This is a genomic window from Kitasatospora purpeofusca (genome assembly GCF_036010405.1).
Taxonomy (GTDB): domain Bacteria; phylum Actinomycetota; class Actinomycetes; order Streptomycetales; family Streptomycetaceae; genus Kitasatospora; species Kitasatospora purpeofusca.
Map to the genome: position 1 here is coordinate 2337741 of NZ_CP108561.1, position 22911 is coordinate 2360651.

A 22911-nucleotide genomic window follows, 5' to 3' on the forward strand; every position below is an offset into this window, starting at 1 on the left:
GTACCGCCGCCCGAGCGGTCGGCGGCCCCCGCGGAGGGAGTCCGCGGGGGCCGCCGTCGTTCACTCCGACGTGTCCGACGTGTCCGACGGGGTTGCGGCAGACCCCTCCCCTTCCGGGTCCGAGCGGAACGCCAGCCGCTGCCGCGCGCTGCGCCCCCGGCTCTCCACCGGCAGGACCCCGCTCGCGCCCGCGAGGCCGAACGGCGGCATGTCGAAGTACACGGACTCGTAGCCGCCCTCCGGCACGACGTACGCCTCGTGCCAGAGGCCGACGTGGCCGCGCATGCTGCCCTTCTTGAGCTTGTTGTTGGCGATCTTCCAGACCCGGTGGTGGAAGGCGTCCGGCGCGGTCGCGTACGCGTAGAGCTTCTCCTCGGACTCCCAGTACTGGACGGCGTAGTAGGTGCGCGGCGAGGCGGTCAGCAGGACCTTCCCGCGCAGGCCGCGTTCCGGTTGCCGGCCCAGCTCGTGCAGCATCCGGAACATCGCCAGCAGCATCGGGAACCACTGGTGGACGGCCCAGAACCGGTTGATCCGCATCCCGATGAGCAGGACGACGGTATCCCCGGTGGCGGCCGCGGTGGTGAAGCCCGGAGTCGGTTTCGCGAACACGTCTACCCCCAGCCCTGTCGGCTCTTCCGACCCTCCCGCCCCTTGGGCTACTCGCGGGTAGAGGTCGATGTAAGCGGTGATTACATCAGCGCGGAACGACCCGGTCAACCCTCCGCGCACGCGAAGTCCCGCCCGCGAAGTTCCTTCTCCTCAACGGGGGTTGGCGATCCCCCGGCCGAAGGTGTCGAGCACCTGCGCGGCCACCTCCTCCGCCCTCTCGGCGGGCAGGTACCCGTCCAGGATCATCTGCGCCAGCCCGTACACCAGCGCCTGCCCCGCGAACCCCGCCAGCTCCGGATCACCGGGCCGCAGCAGGCCGGCCGCCTGGTCGGCGACGATCACCTCGGTGTACGCGCGGTCGATCCCGGACAGCCGCTCCCGCAGCTCCGGCTGCGGGGCCGGCGCGAACACCCGCGAGCGCACCAGTGCGAACCGGTGCGGGTGCCGGACTGCGTACCGGACGAAGCCGAGCCCGAGCGCGCGCAGCACCGCCCGCCGGTCCCCGGCACCGGCGCTGGTACCGGCAACCTCCCCGGCCCCCGCCGCCCCCGTGGCCGTCGCGACCTCGGCCCGCTGCCAGGCCTCGAAGTCCGCCAGTACCCGGTCCGCCACCGCCGTCAGCAGCGCCCGCCGGTCCGCGAAGTGCCGGAACGGCGCCCCCGCCGACACCCCCGCCCGCCGGGCCACCTCCCGCATGGTGACCTGCTCCTGCCCCAGCTCGTCCAGCAGCTCGAACGCCACCCCGACCAGCGCCTCGGGCAACGCCCCGTGGTGGTAACTCCCGCGCCCCGCGGGCCTCTCCGTCATGCGGGCAGTGCTATCACACCCCCGGCGGGCGGCATCGGCGGTTGCGGCGTCGGCGGTTGCGGCGTCGGCGATCCGGCCCGCTCCACCCCGGCTGCTCCCGGCCGCGACGCGACCGCGGGCCGGACGGGCCGGACCTCGTCCCGTGCCAGCACCGCCGCCGCCCGGATCCCGGAGTGCCGGTCCGCCAGCAGTGCGGCCCGCGCCGCCTCGTCGAGGTGCCGCCATGCGCGCCCGACCACCTGCACCCGCACCGACCCGCTCACGTCCCCGAGCAGGGCGATCACGTGCTCCTTCGACAGGTCGCTCCGGCGGGCCACCTCCTCGCGGACGATGATCCTCGGATCCGCCACCAGACGATCGACGTCCGCCTCGTCCAGCTCCAGGTCCGGTCCGCCGAAGTCCAACGCCATCAGCCGCACCTCACCCCTCGGGTCACGCAGGAGCCGCCGCCGCTGCGCCACCGTCAGGTCGATCCGCTCGGCCGCGTCCCCCCGGACCCTCGCCGACGGATGCGCGATCAACGCGTCCACCAGCGCCTCCGGCAACGCCGTGTACGCCAACTCGCGCAGCAGCGGATCCCCCGTCTCCAACTCCGCGATCACCCGCCGCCGTGCCTCCAACGGCACCGAGGGATCCAGCACCTCCGCCCGGCGCTCCGCGAGCGGCACCGCCGCGTCCGTGGCCGTCACGTCCGTCAACGCTCCCCTTCCTCCTCACGGAGCGGAGCGCCCCACCAGCGGGTCAGCGCGACCTCAAGCTCGCGCCGGTCCTCGCCGACCCAGACCACGTGGCCGTCGGGCCGCAGCAGCAACGCGGGCACGTCCACGGATGCTTCTGAGCTCCGGTCGTCGACGACGTGGTCGACCCGGTCTGCCCAGCCGTCGACCGACAACCGTCCCCCGCCGGTGCGGTCGAGCAGCAGCCCCCGCCCCTCGTGCATCAGCCCGTAGAGGCGGCGCCCGCCCGACAGCGGCACGTCCCGAAGCCGTCGGCCGATCAGCTCGTGTCCGCCGTCATGGCCACCGTCCTGGCTGCCGTCCTGGTCGCCCGCGCGGCCACCACCGAAGTCGTAGTGGACGTCGACCGCGGTGATCATGCCGGTGATGCAGCGGTTGACCTCCTCGAACTCCATCAGCCGCGTGAACAGCTCGCGCAGCGCGGTCGGCCCCGACCCGCTGCCGAGCAGGGTCATCTGCGCCCGCGTGTTGGCCAGCACCCGGGCGCCGACCGGGTGGCGCTCCGCGTGGTAGCTGTCCAACAGGCCCTCCGGCGCCCACCCGTCGACCTCGGCGGCGAGCTTCCAGCCCAGGTTGAACGCGTCCTGGACCCCGAGGTTGAGCCCCTGCCCGCCGGTCGGCGGGTGGATGTGCGCGGCGTCGCCGGCCAGCAGCACCCGGCCGACCCGGTAGCGCTCGGCCTGCCGCGTCGCGTCGCCGAAACGGGAGAGCCAGTGCGGCGAGTGCGCGCCGAAGTCGGTGCCCGCGACGGCCCGCAGCCGTGCCCTGAACTCCTCCAGCGTCGGCGGCGTCGACCGGTCCTCGGCCACGCCGTCCGCGGGCACGATCATCCGCGCGACCCCCGTGCGGCCGTCGATGTCCGGCGCCACGCCGAACCGCAGCTCGGTCCGGCGCACCCGCTCGACCACCTCGGCGACCTTCGCCCGGTCCTCGGTGAACTCCAGGTCCCCGATCAGCGTCTCGACCGTGGCCGGCTCACCGGGGAAGCCCACCCCGAGCGCCTTGCGCACCGTGCTGCGCCCGCCGTCGCACCCGACGAGGTAGCGCGAGCGCAGCCGGGTGCCGTCCACCAGTTCGACGTCCACGCCGTCCGCGTCCTGGTCCAGCCCGGCCACCTCGCGGCCGCGCCGGATCTCGGCGCCCAGCTCCCGCGCCCGTTCCTCCAGCAGCCGCTCGGTGACCGCCTGCGGCGTCGCCAGCCCGTACGGGTGGGCGGTGTCCAGGCTGTCCGGCCAGGCCGCCATCACGCCGCCGAACAGCCCGCCCACCCGGAACTTCTCGCTCACCGCGAGGAACCGCTCCAGCAGCCCCCGCTGGTCCATGATCTCCACGCTGCGCGCGTGCAGTCCGCGTCCGCGCGACTCGGCCGTCCGCTCCTCCAGCCGCTCCAGCACCACCACGCCGACCCCGTGCAACCGCAACTCGCACGCGAGCATCAGACCGGTCGGCCCGCCACCGACCACGATCACATCTGTCGTCGAACGCACATCCATCACCGATCGCCCCGTCCCGCAGTTTTCCGTCATCCACCAGGGGAGACAAAGAAGACCAAATCCCATGAATCAGCCGTTTTCATCCTCGCCCGTTTCAGATCGGTCATTCTGCGCCACCCCCACCCCCTTGCGGCAAGGCCCCCCACCCGCTATAAGTTGAGAGTGGCAACAAGTGGAGTTCTCCTTGTTGCCTTTGTTGTTGCCTTTGTTGCCTTTGTTGCCTTTGTTGCCTTTGCTGCGTTGCCGCCGCTTCGGCCGTCGACGGACACCGCCCCCGTGCCCACCACCGGTCGGCGGACACGAGGACGACGCGACGGACAACTACCGCCCCTCCTACCAGGCGTAGTCCTCCGGCGCGGGCCGGCGGCCCGGGAAGAGGGTGTCCAGGCGGGCCAGGACGTCGTCGTCGAGCTTGATGTCCAGCGCGTGCACGGCCGCGTCGAGGTGGCCGAGGGTACGCGGCCCGACGATCGGGGCGGTCACGACGGGGCGGGACAGCAGCCAGGCGAGGGCGAGGTCCGCGGGGTGCTCGCCGAGTTCGTCGGCGAGGTCCTCGTAGGCCTGGATGCGGTCGCGGTTGGCCGCCAGGATCTCGCCCGCGTGCGGGAGACCGCCGCGGACCAGGCCGCCCTCGCGCTCCTTGCGCAGGGCGCCGCCGAGCACGCCGCTGCGCAGCGGGGACCACGGCAGCAGGCCGAGTCCGTAGTGCTCGACAGCGGGGATCACCTCCAGTTCGATGGTCCGGTCCAGCAGGTTGTAGAGGGACTGCTCGCTGACCAGGCCGAGGAAGTGCCGTGCCTTGGCGGCCTCCTGGGCCTGGGCGATGTGCCAGCCGGCGAAGTTGCTGGAGCCGACGTAGATGATCTTGCCCTGGGCGACCAGGACCTCCATCGCCTGCCAGATCTCCTCCCAGGGCGTGTCCCGGTCGATGTGGTGCATCTGGTAGAGGTCGATGTGGTCGGTGCCCAGCCGGCGCAGGCTGTCCTCCACGGCACGGCGGATCGCGAGCGCGGAGAGCCGCCCCTCGTTCGGCCAATCGCCCATCGGGGCATAGGCCTTGGTGGCGAGCACGGTGCGCTCGCGGCGGCCGTCGCCCTTGGCCAGCCAGCGGCCGATGATCTCCTCGGTGCGACCCTTGTGGTTGCCCTCGGCGTCGCGGCCGTAACTGTTGGAGGTGTCGAAGAAGTTGATGCCCCGTTCGTGGGCGCTGTCCATGATCAGATGGGCGTCGGACTCCTCGGTGTGCGGACCGAAGTTCATGGTGCCCAGGCAGAGTCGGGAAACGGTGAGGCCGGTGCGGCCGAGGTGGGTGAACTCCATGCGCCCCACCCTCCGCCGCACCGGCCGCGCTGTCCAGCACATTCCGCCCCGTGGGAAACGGGTTGCCGGGGTGCGTCCGACTGTGCCGCAGCAGGGGTCGGCGCGGGGCCGGTCCCCCGTGCGGAGGACCTTGCACCTGCGGGTGCACGGCCCTGCGCACGGCCGACCTCGCGCCTACGTGCCGTGGGTGGCGAACTTCCGCACCGCGAACGGGCCGCAGACCAGCAGCAGTACCCCGCACCACAGCAGCGTCGCCAGGACGGCGTGCTGCATCGGCCAGGCCGCCGCCGGGGCGGACGGATTGGCGAAGAGGTCGCGCCCGGCCTGGACCACGGCGCTCATCGGGTTCCACTCGGCGACCGCCGCCAGCCAGCCGGGCATGCCGCCGGTGGGTACGAAAGCGTTGGTGACCATGGCCAACGGGAAGACCGCGACCGCCAGTTGGCCGGCGGCCTCCTCCTTGCCGACGGCCAGGCCGAGCAGCAGCCCGACCCAGGTCATGGCGAACCGGAAGAGCAGCAGCAGCCCGAACGCCCCCAAGGCATCGGCGGCCCCACCGCGGATCCGCCAGCCGACGGCCAGGCCGACCGCCGCCAGCAGGGCCAGCACCACCACGCTCACCAGCAGGTCGGCGAGGGTCTGGCCGAGCAGCAGGCCGGTCCGGGAGAGCGCCATCGAGCGCAGCCGGTCGGTGACGCCGCGCCCGACGTCCCGGGCGGCGCCGACCATCGTCGGCACGATGCCGTTGACGGCCACCATGGCGAACAGCCCGGGCATCAGGAACTCCCGGTAGCCGTCGACAGGCCCGGCGCCGGACGCACCGGCCGCGCCGGACGCGCCGGACGCGCCGTCCGGCACGGTGATGGCACTGCCGAACACATAGCCGAACACCACCACCATCAGCACGGGCACGGCGAGCGAGACGGCCAGCAGCCCGGGCGAGCGGCGGTAGTGGAGCAGGACACGGAGCATCGACGACCACGTGTCGGCGGCCAGGTCAGCGACTGCGGACATCAGGCGACCTTCCTCTCGGTGGAGACACCGGCGGCGACATCGGCGGAATCGGAGACATCTGCGGCATGTGCGGTGTGCGCGGCATCGGCGTCGTCGACGCCGCCACCCCGCGCCGTCCCGGTGAGCGCGAGGAAGACGTCGTCCAACGAGGGCGGCCGCACCGCCGCATCGAGCGCGACCACCCCCACCGCGTCCAACTCCCTCACCAGCGCAGGCAGCAGCACCGTCACCCCCGACCGGGACACCACCTCCACCGTCCGCTCGTCCTGGTTCACCGCCACGTCGCCGTTCCCCGCGAGCGCGGACAGGACCACGGCGGCCCGGCCGAGTTGGTCGGCGTCGGCGAGGGTGACCGACACCCGCGTGCCGATCGACGCCTTGAGCCGCTCGGGCGGGCCGGTCGCGATGGCGGCGCCGTGGTCGACCACCACGACGGTGTCGGCGAGCCGGTCCGCCTCCTCCAGGTACTGGGTGGTGAGCAGCACCGTCGTCCCGGCCTCGGCCAACTCCGCGACCGCGTCCCAGATCTGCCGCCTGCTGCGGGGATCGAGCCCGGTGGTCGGCTCGTCGAGGAAGAGCACCGGCGGGGCGGTGACCAGGCTGGCGACGAGGTCGAGCCGCCGCCGCATGCCGCCGGAGTAGGTGCGCACCAGCCGGTCGGCGGCCCCGGTGAGCCCGAAGCGGTCGAGCAGCTCCTCGGCGCGGTCCCGGGCGCCCCGGCCGCCGAGCCGGTGCAGCCGACCGAGGAGGCGCAGATTGTCGCGGCCGGTGAGGCCCTCGTCCACGGCGGCGTGCTGACCGGCCAGGCCGATGCTGCGCCGGACCGCGTCCGCCTCGCGAGCCACGTCGTACCCGGAGACCCGCGCCGTCCCCCGGTCGGGGGCGACCAGGGTGGCGAGCACCCGGACGGCGGTGGTCTTGCCCGCGCCGTTGGGGCCGAGCAGGCCGCAGACGGTGCCGGCCGGCACGGCGAGGTCGAGTCCGCGCAGCGCCCGGGTGGCACCGAAGCGTTTCTCCACGCCGGACATCTCGACGGCGAAGGCGGCGTTCCGGGCCCCGGAACTCCTCGGGGCGCTGGTCCAGGCGGTGTCGGACATGGCTCTGCCACTCCCTCATTAGGTACAGCGTACGTAGAAGAGAACGCAAGCGCATCGTACTACGTACGCCGTACGTATCTAAGATGGGGAACCGAGGTGATCTACCAGTGCCGTCCAGTGAGCAGCCGAGCAGCAAGACCCCCAGCAACAGCACCGCCAGCAGCACCCCCGCCGCTGTGCCGACCCCCGCCGCTCCGCCCCCCGGCGAGTCGCCCGAACTGATCTGGCTGCGCCCCGAGCGCACCGGCCGGGGCCCCCGCCCCGCCCACAGCCGGGCCTCCATCGCCGCCGCCGCGATCGCCGTCGCCGACGCCGAGGGCATGGACGCGGTCTCCATGCGCCGGGTCGCGGCCGCGCTCGGCGCGGGCACCATGTCGCTCTACAACTACGTGCCGAAGAAGGAGCACCTGCTCGACCTCATGCTCGACGCCGTCGCCGGTGAGTACGACTACTCCGGCCTCACCCCGACCGGTGACTGCCGGGCCGACCTCCGCGGCCTCGCGCACGAGCAGCTCGCCGCCCTGCGCCGCCACCCCTGGGTGCCCGCCCTGGTGATCGCCCGCCCCGGGATCGGCCCCAACGCCCTGCGCTACACCGAGCACTTCCTCGCCGTCACCGAGCCGAGCGGCCTGAACGGCACCGCCCGCCTGGAGGCGCTCGCGCTGCTCACCGGGTTCGTGTGCCAGTTCGCGCAGTACGAGCGCACGGCGGCGGCCGGCGCCAAGTGGCAGGCGGACCTGGCCGGTTACCTCGGCCGCGCCGCCGCGAGCGGTGAATTCCCGCACCTGGCGGCCGCGTTCGCCACCGCCGGACCGGCGGCCGACAGCCCAGACGCCGTGTTCGACCGGTCGCTCGACCGCGTGATCACGGCCGCCCTGGCCCCGGTGGGGCGCGTCTGACGTCCGCTACCGGCGTCGGCGGCTGCCCGGGACGAACATCCAGAGCAGCCAGGAACCCGTGCCGAGCAGGAGCATGTTCACGGCGATCTGCCCGGGCGCTTCGCCGAATCCGGTGAACCAGCCGCCGAACTTGACCTCCAGCAGAGTGGCGGTGAGGTACCAGAGGCCGAAGTCCGCGACGACGGCCACGACCCACACCACCGCCGGGTGCCAACGCGGCCGGGGCACCGCGTTGGCCAGTGCCAGTACGCCGGTGATGGCCAACGCCAGCGGTCCGAATCCCCTGACGACGTGGTCGAGGTAGTTCCACGGCAAAACCGTGCCCACGACCCAGATCAGCGCCAGACACCCGATGAAGCGCACCAGCACCGCCACCGCGGGATTCGCCCCGGACCGCTCCGGCACCGGAGCCGGTGCCGGTGCCGCCGTTACCTCTATCGGGCTCCCCCACCCCGCCGCCACCGGATCCTGCCAACCCCCGTGCGGGAACTCCCCCGGCGGCCGGCCCGAAGCCAGCGGCCCGGGGCCGACCTGCGGCGGGATCCGCACCGGCCCCAGCGGCACCTCTCCGTACATCACCGGCGGCGGCCCGAACGCCCCTCCCACCGCGCCCGCAGCCGCCCCCGCCCGGGCCACCGCCTCCAGCGCCGCCAACGCCTGCTCCGCCGAAGGCCGCGCCGCCGGATCCTTCGCCAACAACGCACCCAGCAACGGCGCCAGCGCCCCCGCCCGCACCATCGGACGCGGCTCCTTGGTCACCACCGCCACGCACAGCGCGCCGAAGGTGTCCCCGCTGAACGGCGCCTCGCCCTCCACCGCCGAGTACAGCGTCGCGCCCAGCGCCCAAAGGTCGTTGGCGGGAGCCGGGGGCCGGCCCTCCAACTGCTCCGGCGCCATGTACGCGGGCGTGCCGATGACCGCCCCGGTCCGGGTGAGCGCCGTGGTGGCGTCCGCCATGTGCGCGATCCCGAAATCGGTGAGGATCACCCGCTCACCCATCAGCAGCACATTGTCCGGCTTGAGGTCCCGGTGCACGATCCCCGCAGCATGCGCCTGCCGGAGCGCCTTCACCATCGCCGCCCCGAACTCCGCGACCCGCGCCACCGGCAGCGCCCCGCCCCGGCCGACGGCCGCCGCGAGCGACTCCCCGTCGACGAACTCCATCACGATCACCGGCGCGCCCTCGTACTCGGCGACGTCGTGCACGGTGATGATCCCGGGATGGTTCAGCCGCGCGGCAGCCCGCGCCTCCCGCAGCACCCGCTGCACGAGCTGCTCCCGCTCCGCCTCCGTGACGCCCTGCGGCAGCAGCACCTCCTTCACCGCGACATCCCGGCCCAACGTGGTGTCCCACCCCCGCCAGACCCGCCCCATGCCACCCTGGCCGATCAGCTCCACGAGCTGGTACCGGCCCCCGATCAGTGCCCCGTTCACCGCTGCCACGCGCCAAACCCTAGCGGCCGGACCACCCACTGCTACTGGCAGATCATCAAATCGTTTCCCCCGACCTCACCAAGACCGGGTCGCCGCCGCCTTCGCCGCCCCCACCTTCACCTACAGCACCAACCGCATGATCGGCCACGCCGACCCCCGCGCCGACAACCTCGTCGCGGCCCTGCCCGGCCCAGCCCCTGACCTTCGACCCCGGAGCACACGGACAGGCGAAGGCCCCCGCCGCAGGAACGCGACGGGGGCCGAGTGAAGGGGTGTGTTACCGCAGGTCAGGTGGCGGGACTGAGGAACCAGCGCTGGTTGGCACCGGCGTGGCAGTCCCAGATCCCGAGGCGAGTGCCGTTCTCGGTGACCCAGCCCGGCAGTTCGAGGCAGCGGCCGGAGTTCGGGTTGTAGAGACTGTTGTCAGCACGGCGCAGCCACTTCTGGCCGCCCTTGATGTTGTCGCAGTCGGCGAGGACGACGGGGGCACCGTTCCAGGTGGCCTCGTCCTGCACGGTCACGCACTTGCCCTGGATGATGAGGGCGTGGTTGTCGGTGTTGAACTTGAACTGCTGGTTGGGGCCGTTCCAGCAGTTCCAGATGCCGACGTCCATTCCGCCGCCGATGTTGTCCAGGCACTTTCCGCTGTCGAGGGCACTGCGCACCGAGATGCTGGTGCCGCTGATGGCGAGGTTGCTGACCTGGGGGTCGGTGAGCGCGTAGGGGTACGCACGGACGTCGCCGATGGCACCGTGGAAGTGATCCTCGACCGAGTAGTAGCGGGTGACGGCAGCGCCGATGGAGAGCGTTCCACCGCTGTACCAGCCGTGGGGGTTCTTCGCCGCGCCGACGGCCCTTCCGTTGACGTAGAGCGTCATGGTGGCGGTTTCCGCGTTGTAGGTGCCCACCAGGTGCACCCATTGACCGATCTGGGGGCGAGCCTGCTCCGAGCCGCCGGCCACGTAGTAGGTGGTGGTGTCGTGCCAGTCCTCGTTCGGAGCGACAAAGGCCCAGGTGCCGGTAGCGGCCGAGTACTGGAGATAGAAGGGGCTGCGGTCGTTGCCCACGATAGAGAGCACCGTTCCGTAGCCGTTGACGCTGTCGGGTTTGACCCAGGCGGCGACGCTGTAGCTGCGGCGGGTGTCGATACCGGGTGCCCGCGTGCTCTGGTAGTAGTTGCCGCCGTCGAAAGTGGAAGCACCGTTGACGGTGCCGTTCCGGTCGGTGGTGAATCCGGGATTGTTGGTGCCACCGAGTACGTTGGTCGCGTTGCTGTCGACCACGGCCCTGGTGGGATCGGAGCGGAGTGTGTTCTGACGGTCGAGGTTGTACCAGTCCGGGTTCACCTGGTAGTTGGCGACCGTGTGAGGTCCTACGTCCCAGGCGAAGCCGGGGTTGGCGGGATCACCGGTGCGGTGCCCCCACCAGATCTGGATGTCACCGGTCGCGGGGTTCTTGCCCCACAGTCCGGGGGCGCCGTTGCCCAGGAGGTCGCCGTCGGAGCCCAGGACGGGCCAGGTGGCGACGGGAACACCCTGGATATTGGTGGCGCTCGCGATGCCGGTCAGGGTCGGAACGACGAGAGGAGTGCCGTTCTCGTCGAGGACGGGATCCCCGAAGTCGGGATCGACGACGTCGAGGGTGCCTGTGGTGAAGGTGTAGGCGGTCAGGTCACCCGATGTCGGATCCACGTCCACCGGGCGGAGGTTGCGTGCCCACAAGCCTGGGTGCCCTTGTCCGGCCCAGTCACCCGGGGTGATGAGTTCCATGTCCTTCCAACCGCCGGAGGCGAGGCGGACGGGCTGACCGAACTGGTTGGTCGTCGCGGCGGGGAAGAACCACAGACCCGCGTCGCTGCCGTCGTCATTGACCTCCACGGTGATCAGGCCGGTCTTGTTCTTGAACTCCAGCTTGATGTCGAGGTCGGTGTGGGCGGGGTCGCCCAACGCCGCCACACGCAGGGTGTGCGACCAGTCCGCGGCATAGCCGTTGCAATAGGCGGTGTCGTTGGGAGGCGTCACGCACGCCGGCCGGTTGACCGGGGACTTGCTGTCGTAGCGGCCCGTGGAACGGCTGTTGCCGGGATTTCCGTACACGAATAGGTTCGGATCGTCCTTGACGTGGACGAACAGGTCGTCGACGTGCTTGCCACCGGTGAGTGCACCGCGGTGGCTGTACTGGACGGCATCCCGGCCCCAGGTGCTCCGGTCCGGTGTATCGGCGGGTACAGCGGCGAGTGCGGCAGTCGGGCTTTTGGCGACGGTGTTTCCGGGGATGCTGTAGGCGCGGAGGTTCCCGGCGTCGTCGGCGGTGAGGATGTCCGCCGCGCCGTCACCGGTGACATCGCCGAAGACCGGCTGCGGGCCGTCCGGGTTCCATGGCACGTAGAAGGCGTACTGGGCGACGGGCGAGACATTGCCCGCATTGTCCTCGACCTGGATGTAGGCGATGTTGGTTCCCCAGGCGGTGGGGAAGACAGGAAGCCCACCCGCGGGCAGCGAGTCGCCGCACTGCCAGGACGCCCCTTCGAACTGCGGGTCGAAGCTCCAGCGCGCGCAGACGACGCCGGAGGTCTGGCCGCCCGAAGGGTTCGGGTCGACGGCGGTGTACGGGATGTTCCCCCACTCACCGGACCGCAGCCTGCTGCCCTGCCCGTTGCCCGACGGCGGGAACTGGGTGGCGAGCGCCTCGTCGGACAACTGGTCGTAGAGCGTCGGGACCTGCACCGTGGGTGGGGTCTGGTCGACACCGAAGTGGCAGGCCGGCGTGGATCCGGACATGCCCACCAACTGGTCGCTGGCGAGGATGCCGTAGCCGTAGACATGGCCGTCCTTGATGACGCCGGCCGGCACCAGGTAAGCGGCATTGGTGCCGCTGTTCACCGGGCCGGTGTAGTCCGAGGCGACATCGGGAACGCCGGGCACCGTGTAGTCCCAGATGTGGGTCCAGGAGTACAGCTGTTGCTGAACGGGGCTGCTGACAGTCGCGTTGAGCGTGACTCCGTTCAGGTCGGACCCCGCGCCCAACCAGCCCCAACCGCTGCCGTCGCAACCCGGGACAGTCCGATCCGGGGATTCGGTCTTCGGGGCGGGATCGGTGTGGGGTTCCGTCGGAGTGTCGGGAGTCCGGTCGTACTCGACCACCACGACCGGCCGGTAGTCGAGGCGCTTGAACGCGAGCTTGTCGTTCTCGTCGCCCTCGACGGTGAAAGTCATCGCCGACGTCTGTGCCGCCCAGTCGCGGTACGCCGAGGTCACGTCGAAGCGGAAGTCAACGGAGTTGGTGCATCCCGCGTTTCCGGAGCCGGGTACCAAAGCGGGGTCCCCGATTCGACCGCCGAGGTGCGTCGGAGCGTCCTCCCACCTCGTCTCGTAGCCGATCGGCTTGTTGACCACGAAGAGGTTGAGGGGGTATGCCTTCTTGCAGTCCCAGTTGGACGACTTGACCTGCCACATCGTCATAGTGGCCTTGTTGATGATGGTACCGCCGAAGCCGGCCGAGTCGATCTGGAAGAACGACCGCTCGATTCCGGTCTTCTGCACATAGTCCTGCCGACCGACACCGGGGCGGTTGAAGGGCTCCGAGGCCGAGACGGTCCGCAGGAAGTTCTTCTGACCGGGGTAGGCGGACTGGGTCCACGTCCAACCGTTGCCACTGCGGTCGTCGGTGATCCAGCCCGGATCGATGAACCACGGCCCCTCACCGTGGGCGAGCAGGTCCTGATCGGGACTCAGGGTGATTCCGCCGCCGCCGGCGCTGGTGGGCATGACCGAGACCTTGGCGTTGTTCCCCGGCCCGTCGACGCTACTGGTCGCCGAGCCCTCGGGATCACCGCTCGCGGCCGCCGGTTCGACAGCGGCCGAGCCAAGGGCGGTGAAGCCGGCCTTCACGGAGGACGGGGTGGCCGGGGCGCTCCGGGGGGCCGTGGCCGGGGCAGCCGTGGTGCTGTCCCACATCCGGGGCGCAGGGGCGTACCAGCGCACGGTGCCGTCGTCGGCGGTGGCCGTGAGGTTGTAGTCGGCGTCCGACTTCACGGTCACGCCCGCGGTGGCCACGGGGAAGGTGACCGATTTCAGCGCCGGATCGGCGGCGGCCTCGGCGGTCTTCACGACGAGGACGGTGCTCAGGCCGCCGTACTTGGTGGCGGTCGCCTTCAGGTCGATCCCGGGGGCGACCTCGGGATAGAGCACGCCGTCGCCGTCCTCGTCCACATGACCTTGCGTCAGCGGAAACGGTGAGCTGAGCGTCAGCTGCTTCCCGTCCGCGCTGGTGAGCGTCGCGAGCGCGCCCGGCCCGCCGGCCGACAGGTGGACGCCGGCCCCCGAAGCCTTCGGACGGAAGCCGCCCCTGGGATCGGTGACCAGGGTGGCGTCGAGATCCGCCCACGCGCCGTTCTGCTTGACCCGCTGCCGCTCCACATGCTGCGTCTTCTGCAGATGCCCTTCAGGAGTGGCCACCGTCTCGCTGTAGTCGTCGGTCAGCGAGGGAACGGGTACGGCCACGCCCGTGCTCTTGGCCCGGGCGATCGCCTTCTCCGCCTCGGTCGCGGGCGGCCGCATCTTCGTGTGCTCGGCGTCGGCCTCCGCCATCACCTGAGCGAGACTCTTGGGTTTCGGCTGCGGCGCGGCTGTCGCTGCCGGTGTCGGCAGACCGGCACACAGGGCAAGCCCTAGGTGTACTGACCACGGAGGTTGGTGACGGGGTTCACGGTGCGGTGATCTTGAAATGAGTGAGGGCCTTCTGGCCAGGTGTGGATTGCGACATCTACCCCAGCGCCAGAAAGGCCCTCATGCCACACCGTAACGCACCGCTGACCGAGACCGGACGCCTGCGCCTTGCCCGCTGCGTGGTCGAGGACGGCTGGCCGCTGCGGCGGGCCGCCGAGCGCTTCCAGGTCTCGCCCACCACGGCCAAGCGCTGGGCCGACCGCTACCGCGCTCTCGGCGAGGCCGGCATGGCGGACCGGTCCTCGCGCCCGCACCGCAGCCCCTGGCAGACCCCGACCCGCACCGAGCGGCGGATCATCAAGGTCCGCGTCCTCCGGCGCTGGGGACCCGCCCGCATCGCCTACCTGCTGCGGCTCAACCCGGCCACCGTGCACCGCGTCCTGACCCGCTACCGCCTCGCCCGCCTGGCCCACCTCGACCGCACCACCGGCCGCGTCATCCGACGCTACGAGCACTGCGCACCAGGCGAGTTGGTCCACGTCGACATCAAGAAGCTCGGCAACATCCCCGACGGCGGAGGCCACCAGGCCCTCGGACGCCAGGCAGGCCGCAAGAACCGCTCCGGAGCCGGCTACAGCTACCTCCACAACGCCGTCGACGACCACTCCCGCCTGGCCTACAGCGAGATCCTGCCCGACGAGCGCAAGGACACCGCCACGGCGTTCTGGGCCCGGGCGAACGCCTTCTTCGCCCGGGCCGGAATCACCGTCCAGCGCGTGCTGACCGACAACGGCTCCTGCTACAAGTCACACGCCTGGCGCGATGCCCTCGCCGCCGAGGGCATCGCGCACAAACGCACCCGCCCCTACCGGCCACAGACCAACGGCAAGGTCGAACGCTTCAACCGCACCCTGCTCGACGAATGGGCCTACGCCCAGCCCTACCGCAGCGAGCAGGAGCGCCGCGACGCCTACCCCGCCTGGCTGCACACCTACAATCACCACCGCGGACACACCGCACTCGCAGGCAAGCCACCCGCCAGCCGCGTTCCCAACCTCACGGGTCAGTACACCTAGGGCGAACGCTGGAACTCGTCCGGCCAGGGTCCTGGCTCGGCGCCCTGCAGGGCGTGATCTGGGGGGCGTGGGCACGGCGAAGCCTTTCCGACGAGGAGAAGGTGCGGACGCGGCCGGATCGGCACTGCGCGCACAGGACAGACGCAACCTGCCCACGAACCTGACGGTCCGTCAATCACTTTTCCTTGCTACCAGAATGCTTTGACACTGGTTCACACCATTCGCACCCGTCGTGATTTGAATCACCGCAGGCGATCTTTGTCGACTCCTCGACGTGAGATGTAGGCGACCCATAAGGTCGACTGACGCTTGATCAACTGGCCGTTCCCACGGGCACGGTCACCTACGGAGGGGTGACGGTGCTCTCTCACCGTGCTCGCTCGGCCCGCCTACGGGCCTCCTACTCGCGACGCTCGCGGACCGCCCTGGTCAGCACCCTTGCGGTCGTCGCCTCCCTGATGGTTCCCGCCGGGGGCATAGCCTTCGCGGCGGAACCGGACTACCACCGCGTATGGTCGCCACCGAAGACTCCGCTTCCGGGAACAGCCTCGGTGGACGGCACCGAGGCGTCCATCCCGGCAACCGCCCCTGCGAAGACAACGCCCGCCTAGCCTGTCCCGAACAGGGGCGGGAAGACTGCTCCGGCCGGCGCCGCGACGGTCGAACTGGCGCAGGCCCCCGCCGCCGGCACACTCACCACCCGCCCCGACGGCCGCGGCAACACGGTCCAGGAGCCTGCGGCGGGCGCCGCCGCGAAGGCCGGCGACCTTCCCGTCTGGGTGTCGTCCATAGCCGGCGGGAGCAACCCCTCGCCCGCCCGCCGGGCCGAAAGCTCCACCGGCGCGGAGACGAACCCCAAGGTCGGCGTCACGGTCGCGGACACCGCAACCGCCAAGGCCGCAGGGGTCAGCGGCGCCCTGGTCTCCCTCTCCCTCGCCGACCAGCACATCGGGACCAAGGCGCGCGTCAGCCTGGACCCCGTGGCGCTCGCCCCCGCCTACGGCGGCGACTGGGCGAACCGCGCCACCCTGGTCGCGCTGCCCGCCTGCGCGCTCACCAACCCGGGCGCTCAGGAATGCCGGACCGGCACACCAGTCCCCTCGCACCTCGACCCGCAGACGAAGAAGCTCGTCGCCGACGTCGACCTCCCCGCCGCCGCGCCCGTGTCCTCACCGTTCGCGAAGTCCTCGGCCGTCTCCGCGGCCGGTGCTCCCACCGCGGCGCCCGCCATGGTCCTCGCCCTGCAGGGAGCCCCGAGCAGCGGCTCCGGCACCTACAGCGCCACGAGTCTGAACCCCAGTCAGGGCTGGGCGGCCGGCGGATCGTCCGGCTCGTTCACGTACAACTACCCGGTCCAGATGCCACCGAGCCTCGGCGGCGGCGTCCCGCAGATCGGTCTGTCCTACGACTCGGCGTCGGTCGACGGCAAGACCTCCGCGACCAACTCCCAGGCGTCCTGGATCGGCGAGGGCTGGGACCTCGGCTCGGGCTTCGTCGAGCGTTCCTACCAGCCGTGCTCGAAGGCCGGCATCACCGGCTCCGGCGACCAGTGCTGGGGCGGCGCCAACCTGACGCTCTCCCTGGCCGGCCACTCCGGCCAGCTCGTCCCGCACGACGGCTCCTGCGACACCTCCAACCCGCGCGACGAACTGTCCAAGTGCACCTGGCGCCTGCAGTCCGACGACGGCACCAAGGTCGAGTTCCTCACCGGCGCCGACAACGGCACCTGGAACGGATCCTTCCTCAAGGTCACAGACACCAGCGGCACCGTCTACTACTTCGGCCTGAACCACCTGCCCTCGGCCCAGGGCACTCCGACCAGCACCGGTCCGGTGAGCCAGTCGGCCTGGACCGTCCCGGTGTTCTCCCCGAAGCCCGGTGATCCCTGCTACGACTCCGCCAAGGGCAACGCGTCCTGGTGCCGGAGCGCCTGGCGGTGGAACCTCGACTACATCGTCGACCCCCACGGAAACCTGACCACCTTCAGCTACGACCCCGAGAAGAACAACTACGCGCTCGGCGCCGGCCAGAACCACGGCAACGGAACCAACACCGAGTACACGCGTGCCGGCACTCTGCGCGCCATCGGCTACGGTCAGCTTCTCTCCGACCAGCTGAACAGCAACGGAACGCACCAGCCCTCCTCCCAGGTCGCCTTCGACAGCGGTGAGCGCTGCCTCGCCGGCGACGCCTGCGCGGCCGAGAACCGCACACCCGAGAACGCCGGCAACTGGCCCGACGTGCCGGTGGACCAGCAGTGCGCCGCCGCAGGCGCCTGTGCCAACGCGGGTCCCAGCTTCTGGACCAGCCGGTGGCTCAACACCATCACCACCAAGGTCCGTGTCAACGGTGAGTACCGTGACGTCGACACCTACAGGCTCGAGCACTCCTTCAAGGACCCGCACGACACCAGCAACAGCCCGGGTGCAGCGGATCCCCAGATCCCCTGGCTCGACTCGGTCCAGCGCACGGGCCACAGCAGCGGGCAGGGCGACACCGCGCTGAACCCCGTCACCTTCAAGGCCATGGCACTGCGCAACCGCGTCGACGGCCTCGTGCCTTCGCGCTCGGACTTCTTCCGCTACCGGATGGAGGTCATCACCACCGAGACCGGCGGCACCATCGGCATCGACTACTACCGCCAGTCGTGCTCGCGCGACAACGGCGTCATGCCGAACTCCCCCAGCAACAACACACTGCCCTGCTTCAACGTCAAGTGGTACGAGCCCAACGCCACAGCGACCGACAACCCCGTCGACGACTGGTTCCTGCGCTACCCGGTCCACACCGTGGCCATCGACCCGCGCTCGGACTTCGTGTCCAGTTCCCTCCTCCAGACCACCAGCTACACCTACGGCGACGCCGCTTGGCACCGCAATGACGCCGACGGCATCGACAGCGCCGTTCGCACTTGGGACCAGTTCCGCGGCTACGCCTACGTCACCGCGGTGAGCGGCACCATCGGTGAGGGTGAGGGCCCGCAGAGCAAAACCGCCACCTACTACCACCAAGGCATGGACGGCGACCACGACGGTGCCGGAAACGTCCGCACCGGCGTCAAGGTCGCGGGCCCGACCAGCGGTCCCGTCACCGACCACGACTGGCTCTCGGGTCAGGTCCTCGAATCCGCCACCTACGCCGACGGAAACGCCCCTCTCGACGCCCCCGCCGTCAGCAGCGTCAACTCCAGCAGCGAGCCTGCGGTGGTCGCCACCCACAGTCGAGGGAACTCCCTGCCTCCGCTCCAGGCACGGTACGCCGCACCGGCCCAGAGCTCCGTGACCGCGAAGGCAAGGAAGTCCGACAACAGCTGGCGCACCACCACGGACACCACGTTCGTCGAGGCGAACGCGCCCTACCGCCCCTCGAAGGTCCTGCAGCAGGCCGACGGCACCCCGGACGTGTGCGTGCGGACGAACTACGCCGCGAACCCGGCCTCGCCCATCGTCAACGCCGTCTCCCAGACGCTCACCGTCTCCGGCGACAACGCCTGCGACGCGACTCCCACGGCGGCGAACACCGTCACCGGCGGTCGCACGCTCTACGACAACCAGCCCCACGGCAGCCTGGGCGCCACCGCGTCCGCCACCGGCCTCCAGGTGCTGGAGAAGTACGACGCCAACGGCACCGCCCAGTGGACCACCACCGGCACCAGCGCGTACGACGCCTACGGCCGTCCCACCACCGTCACCGACCCCACCACGACCGACGGCGCGCACCCGAACGGTGCCGCCACCACCACCGTCTACAGTGCCGCCGCGCCGGGTGAACTGCCCAACAAGAACACCGTGGTCGCGCCCGCCCCGGCCGGCACCCCGGAGGCCGCGACCGGCTGGACCTCCACCGTCACCCTCGACCCCACCCGGTCCCTGCCCCTGACCACCACGGACGTCAACGGCCGTACCGTCACCCAGACCTACGACTCCCTCGGCCGGCTGACAGCCGTCTGGCAGGCTGGCCGCAGCACCGCCGAACCCGCCGACTACAAGTTCACGTACCAGCTCAGGAACAACGGCCCCTCCTCGATCACGACCCAGACCCTGCGGGCCACCAAGACCTACCAGCAGTCCATCCAGATCCTGGACGGCCTCGCCCGTGTCGTGCAGACACAGACCGACCCGGCCATCTCGGCCTACGCCGGCCGACTGATCACCGACACCTCCTACGACTCCCAAGGCCGCCCCGACTCGACCAACAACACGTACTACAACAACCTCAACCCGCCGGAAACCACCCGCTTCCACCCCGACAACTCCAAGGTCCCCAGCCAGTCGCACACCGTCTACGACGGCATGGGCCGCGTGGTCGCCAGCGAGTCCCGCGCGTACGGCGTCAAACAGGCCACCACGGCGACCTCGTACCCCGAGCCCGGTCGCATCGACGTCACACCGCCGACAGGAGGACGGGCCACCACCACCATCTCCGACGCGCGCGGGCGCACCCTCCAGCTGTGGCAGTACCGCACCCCGGCCCCGACCGGGAACCCCGGAGACGCGGACGTCACGTCCTACAGCTACTCCCAGGTGGGCACCGAGGCCTCCCGCACGAACGCCGCCGGCAACACCTGGACGTACAGCTACGACCAGCGCGGGCGCCGCACCGGCACCAGCGACCCCGACGCCGGCAGCAGCACCGTCACCTACGACGCCGCCGGCCGGGTGGCCAGCGCCACCGACGCCCGGGGCCAGAGCATCGTCTCCACCTACGACCTGCTCGGACGCCCGACCGGCACCTACAAGGACTCCGTCAGTCCCGCCAACCGGCTCACCGGCAACACGTACGACACCGTGGCCAAGGGCAAACCCGCCGCCTCGACCCGCTACGTCGGCGGTCAGAGCGGCGCGGCGTACACCACCGCGGTCACGGCGATGGACACCGCCTACCGTCCCACCAAGACGACCGTCACCATCCCCGGCAGCGAGGTCGGGCAGGCCAACCCGCTCACCTACACGTACCAGGCCGTCTACAACCCCATCACCGGCGCGCTCACCAAGCAGGGCCTGCCCGCGGTCGGAGACCTGTTCGCCGAGTCGGTCACCTACAACTACGAGGCCTACGGTCTCCTGCACGACATCGGCGGGCTCGGCGGCGTCGCCTACGACGTCCAGTCCGACTACGACGCCTACGGCCGCAACATCCGCTCCACGATGAACCCGTACGGCACCCAGCTCGTCGCGACGAACACGTTCGACGAGTCCACCGGGCGCCCGATCAGCCAGTTCGTCGACAAGCAGACCGCCACCACCGGTTCGGTCCAGCAGACCACCTACGCCTACAACCAGGCCGGCCGGATCACGGCGATCCGCAGCATCCCCAACAACACCCCGTCCGCGACCGACCTGCAGTGCTTCGGCTACGACTACCTCGGCCGCCTCACCACGGCCTGGACCGACACCGGGCGCCTCTACCAGGAGCCCAACCCGACGGTCGGCGGCCAGGGCCGCTGCACCAACGACAGTCCGACGAGCGGCGCCCAGGTCCCGGCCCAGACCACCGTCGGCGGCTCCGCCCCCTACTGGCAGAGCTACCAGTACGACCTGACCGGGAACCGGACCGGCATGGTCGCCCACGATCCCGGCGGCGACACCTCCCGGGACGTCACCACCACCCAGACCTTCCCGAACGCGGGCACCCGCAACACCCCGACCGCCGCGCCCGGCACCGGCGGCGGTACCGGCGGCCCGCACGCCCTGCTCACCTCCACCAACCGTGTGGGGAGTGACAACCCGACCACCAGTACCTCCCAGTACGACGCGGCCGGCCACACCACCGCCGTGACGGACACCGCCGGCACCACCACCCTCACCTGGAACGGCGAGGACCGCCTGGAGTCGGTCAACAAGACCGGCAGCGGCGCCACCACCTATGTGTACGACGCCGGCGGCAGCCAGCTCGTCCGCCGCAACCCAGGCAAGACGACCATCAACCTCGCCAACGGCGACGAGCTGGTCTACGACACCGCAACCAAGTCGCTCACCGCCTCGCGCTACTACTCCGTCCCCGGCGGCATCACCCTGGTGCGCCAGGGCGGCAACGTCCTCACCTATCAGTTCGCCGACCACCACGGCAGCAACTCCCTGGCCATCAACGCCAGGACGCTCGCGGAGAACCGGCGACCCACCGACCCCTTCGGCAACCCCCGCGGCACCCAGCCCTCCATCTGGGCCGGCGACCACGGCTTCGTCGGCGGCACCAAGGACGACATCACCGGCCTCACCAACCTCGGCGCGCGTCAGTACCAACCCACCACAGGCCGATTCCTCAGCCTCGACCCCGTCCTAGACGCAGGCGACCCACAACAGTGGAACGGCTACGCGTACTCCGAGAACGACCCGGTCAACAAGTCCGACCCGAGCGGCCTCCGCTCGCAGGAGTGCGGCACGCTCTACCCATGCGGCGCGGCCGGCACCATCACCATGAGCAACGCGGCGGAAACCACCGCGACCTACATGCCCGGGGTCGAACCCCCGAAGGCCGACCTCACTCCGTACAGCACTGTTAACGTCCCCGGCCCCGGATCCGGCGGCGGCGGTCCGGTCGCAACCAAGGTGACCGAGAGCGCCAAGAAGGCCGAGACCGCCAAGAACAAGGTCATCGACGTCGGCAAGAAACTCGCCAAGATCGTCTCCGACGAGCTGGGCATTACCGACGCCATCGACTGCGTCACGACCGGAAACCTCGGCTCCTGCGGCGAGACCGCACTCAACGTCGTAAGCAGCATGCTCAGCGGCGGCCCGCTCACCAAGCTCCTGACCAAGTACGCGTTCCGCTGGAACAAGGCCTACGAACTCGCCAAAACCCTCAAGACCCTCGCCGGCGACCTCTTCGACGGCCTGAAGACCTGGCGCCGCGAATCCAAGGCTGCCAAGGAAGCGGAAGACACCGTAGCTGCGGCCTGCCCGATCCGCCGCCACAGCTTCCCGCCGACCACGCCCGTCCTACTCGCCGACGGCAGCGCCAAACCCATCGGTGAAATCACCGTCGGTGACCAGGTCCTGGCCACCGACCCCCAAACAAACACCACCTCCGCCGAAGCCGTCGTCAACACCATCGTCACCCCCGACGACACCCTCTTCACCGACCTCACCCTCGCTTCCACCACCTCCTCCCCCAGCACCCTCACCTCCACCCAGCACCACCCCTACTGGGACATCACCACCGCCCGCTGGACCCAAGCCTCCGACCTCCAGCCCGGCGACACCCTCCTCACCGCCGACGGCACCCCCGTCACCATCCAGTCCGTCCGCAACTACGAACTCGCCCCCACCGAAGCCCGCGACCTCACTGTCTCCAACCTCCACACGTACTATGTGCTGGCGGGGGCCACGCCCATCCTCGTTCATAACTGTGGGGATGAGGATCCGATAGAGCTCTTTCGCTCCCCTGGGGAGGGAAAGAGGGCGAGTGAGGCGGACGGGCTGAATGTCGCCAACCACGACGGAAATCATCCCACGGCATACCTGTCCAACATGGCCGAAGGCGCAGCGCAGTACGCTGGCAACGGCCATGACCCTGGATTCCACGTCTTCACAATGAAGCCGGGATTTCGGAAGGCATTTGGTAAACTCGAGTACCCGTTGGAGAACAAGAATGGGCTAAAGGGTGTTACCGAGTGGAGAATTCCAGCCCGCAGATTCGACGAGTTCAATTCATATATTGATCACTCCAAAACCAGATGGGTAGATGTCCATCAGGGCTGGTGGGAGGACTGATTGTTACGGGCGGGCGTCTCGGTGCTACTGTGGAGGCGCCCGC

Annotated in this window: 12 protein-coding genes; 3 read left to right on the top strand and 9 right to left on the bottom strand. The window is 70.5% G+C overall.

Features of this window, described 5'->3' with window-relative positions:
• Positions 1 to 60 precede the first annotated feature (60 nt).
• From OG715_RS09915 to OG715_RS09945, 7 genes are all read right to left on the bottom strand, one after another.
• Positions 61 to 612, bottom strand: a complete 552-nt coding sequence (locus OG715_RS09915; RefSeq protein ID WP_266275425.1) for a DUF4188 domain-containing protein — start codon at positions 610 to 612, stop codon at positions 61 to 63.
• 150 nt (positions 613 to 762) lie between these two features.
• Positions 763 to 1419 carry a TetR/AcrR family transcriptional regulator gene (locus OG715_RS09920; RefSeq protein ID WP_266275423.1) on the bottom strand — a complete coding sequence of 219 codons (657 nt, stop codon included), beginning with the start codon at positions 1417 to 1419 and terminating at the stop codon, positions 763 to 765.
• Positions 1416 to 2117, bottom strand: coding sequence for a hypothetical protein (locus tag OG715_RS09925; RefSeq protein ID WP_266275421.1), 702 nt, complete (start codon positions 2115 to 2117; stop codon positions 1416 to 1418). Before OG715_RS09925 ends, OG715_RS09920 begins: the two co-directional genes overlap by 4 nt.
• The gene (locus OG715_RS09930) at positions 2114 to 3643 is read right to left on the bottom strand and encodes an FAD-dependent monooxygenase (protein ID WP_266275419.1); all 1530 of its coding nucleotides are present in this window, start codon (positions 3641 to 3643) and stop codon (positions 2114 to 2116) included. Before OG715_RS09930 ends, OG715_RS09925 begins: the two co-directional genes overlap by 4 nt.
• 339 nt (positions 3644 to 3982) lie before the next feature.
• Entirely contained in the window at positions 3983 to 4969 is a 987-nt protein-coding gene (locus tag OG715_RS09935) for an aldo/keto reductase (RefSeq protein ID WP_266275417.1), read from the bottom strand.
• A gap of 174 nt (positions 4970 to 5143) precedes the next feature.
• Positions 5144 to 5983 carry an ABC transporter permease gene (locus tag OG715_RS09940; RefSeq protein WP_266275415.1) on the bottom strand — a complete coding sequence of 280 codons (840 nt, stop codon included), beginning with the start codon at positions 5981 to 5983 and terminating at the stop codon, positions 5144 to 5146.
• A complete protein-coding gene (locus OG715_RS09945; RefSeq protein WP_407660960.1) occupies positions 5983 to 7080 on the bottom strand; it encodes an ATP-binding cassette domain-containing protein in 1098 nt (365 codons plus the stop codon). The genes OG715_RS09940 and OG715_RS09945 overlap by 1 nt, the downstream gene beginning before the upstream one ends.
• Positions 7081 to 7187: 107 nt before the next feature.
• On the opposite strand from OG715_RS09945, the gene OG715_RS09950 reads away from it, so the two are divergent.
• A complete protein-coding gene (locus OG715_RS09950; RefSeq protein WP_323182268.1) occupies positions 7188 to 7979 on the top strand; it encodes a TetR/AcrR family transcriptional regulator C-terminal domain-containing protein in 792 nt (263 codons plus the stop codon).
• A 6-nt stretch (positions 7980 to 7985) separates the two neighbouring features.
• Here the strand turns inward: OG715_RS09950 and OG715_RS09955 are convergent, their stop codons facing one another.
• The gene (locus OG715_RS09955; protein WP_266275413.1) at positions 7986 to 9422 is read right to left on the bottom strand and encodes a protein kinase domain-containing protein; all 1437 of its coding nucleotides are present in this window, start codon (positions 9420 to 9422) and stop codon (positions 7986 to 7988) included.
• A gap of 278 nt (positions 9423 to 9700) precedes the next feature.
• On the bottom strand, positions 9701 to 14002 hold the full coding sequence (locus OG715_RS09960; RefSeq protein ID WP_266275411.1) for a LamG-like jellyroll fold domain-containing protein: 4302 nt from the start codon (positions 14000 to 14002) through the stop codon (positions 9701 to 9703).
• A gap of 200 nt (positions 14003 to 14202) precedes the next feature.
• Between OG715_RS09960 and OG715_RS09965 the strand changes: the two genes are divergently transcribed.
• Positions 14203 to 15156 (top strand): IS481 family transposase, encoded by a 954-nt coding sequence (locus OG715_RS09965; RefSeq protein ID WP_266272374.1) that lies wholly within the window; start codon positions 14203 to 14205, stop codon positions 15154 to 15156.
• 779 nt (positions 15157 to 15935) lie between these two features.
• Positions 15936 to 22868: an RHS repeat-associated core domain-containing protein gene (locus OG715_RS09970; protein ID WP_266275409.1), complete on the top strand. Its 6933-nt coding sequence runs from the start codon at positions 15936 to 15938 to the stop codon at positions 22866 to 22868.
• Positions 22869 to 22911: the final 43 nt, after the last annotated feature.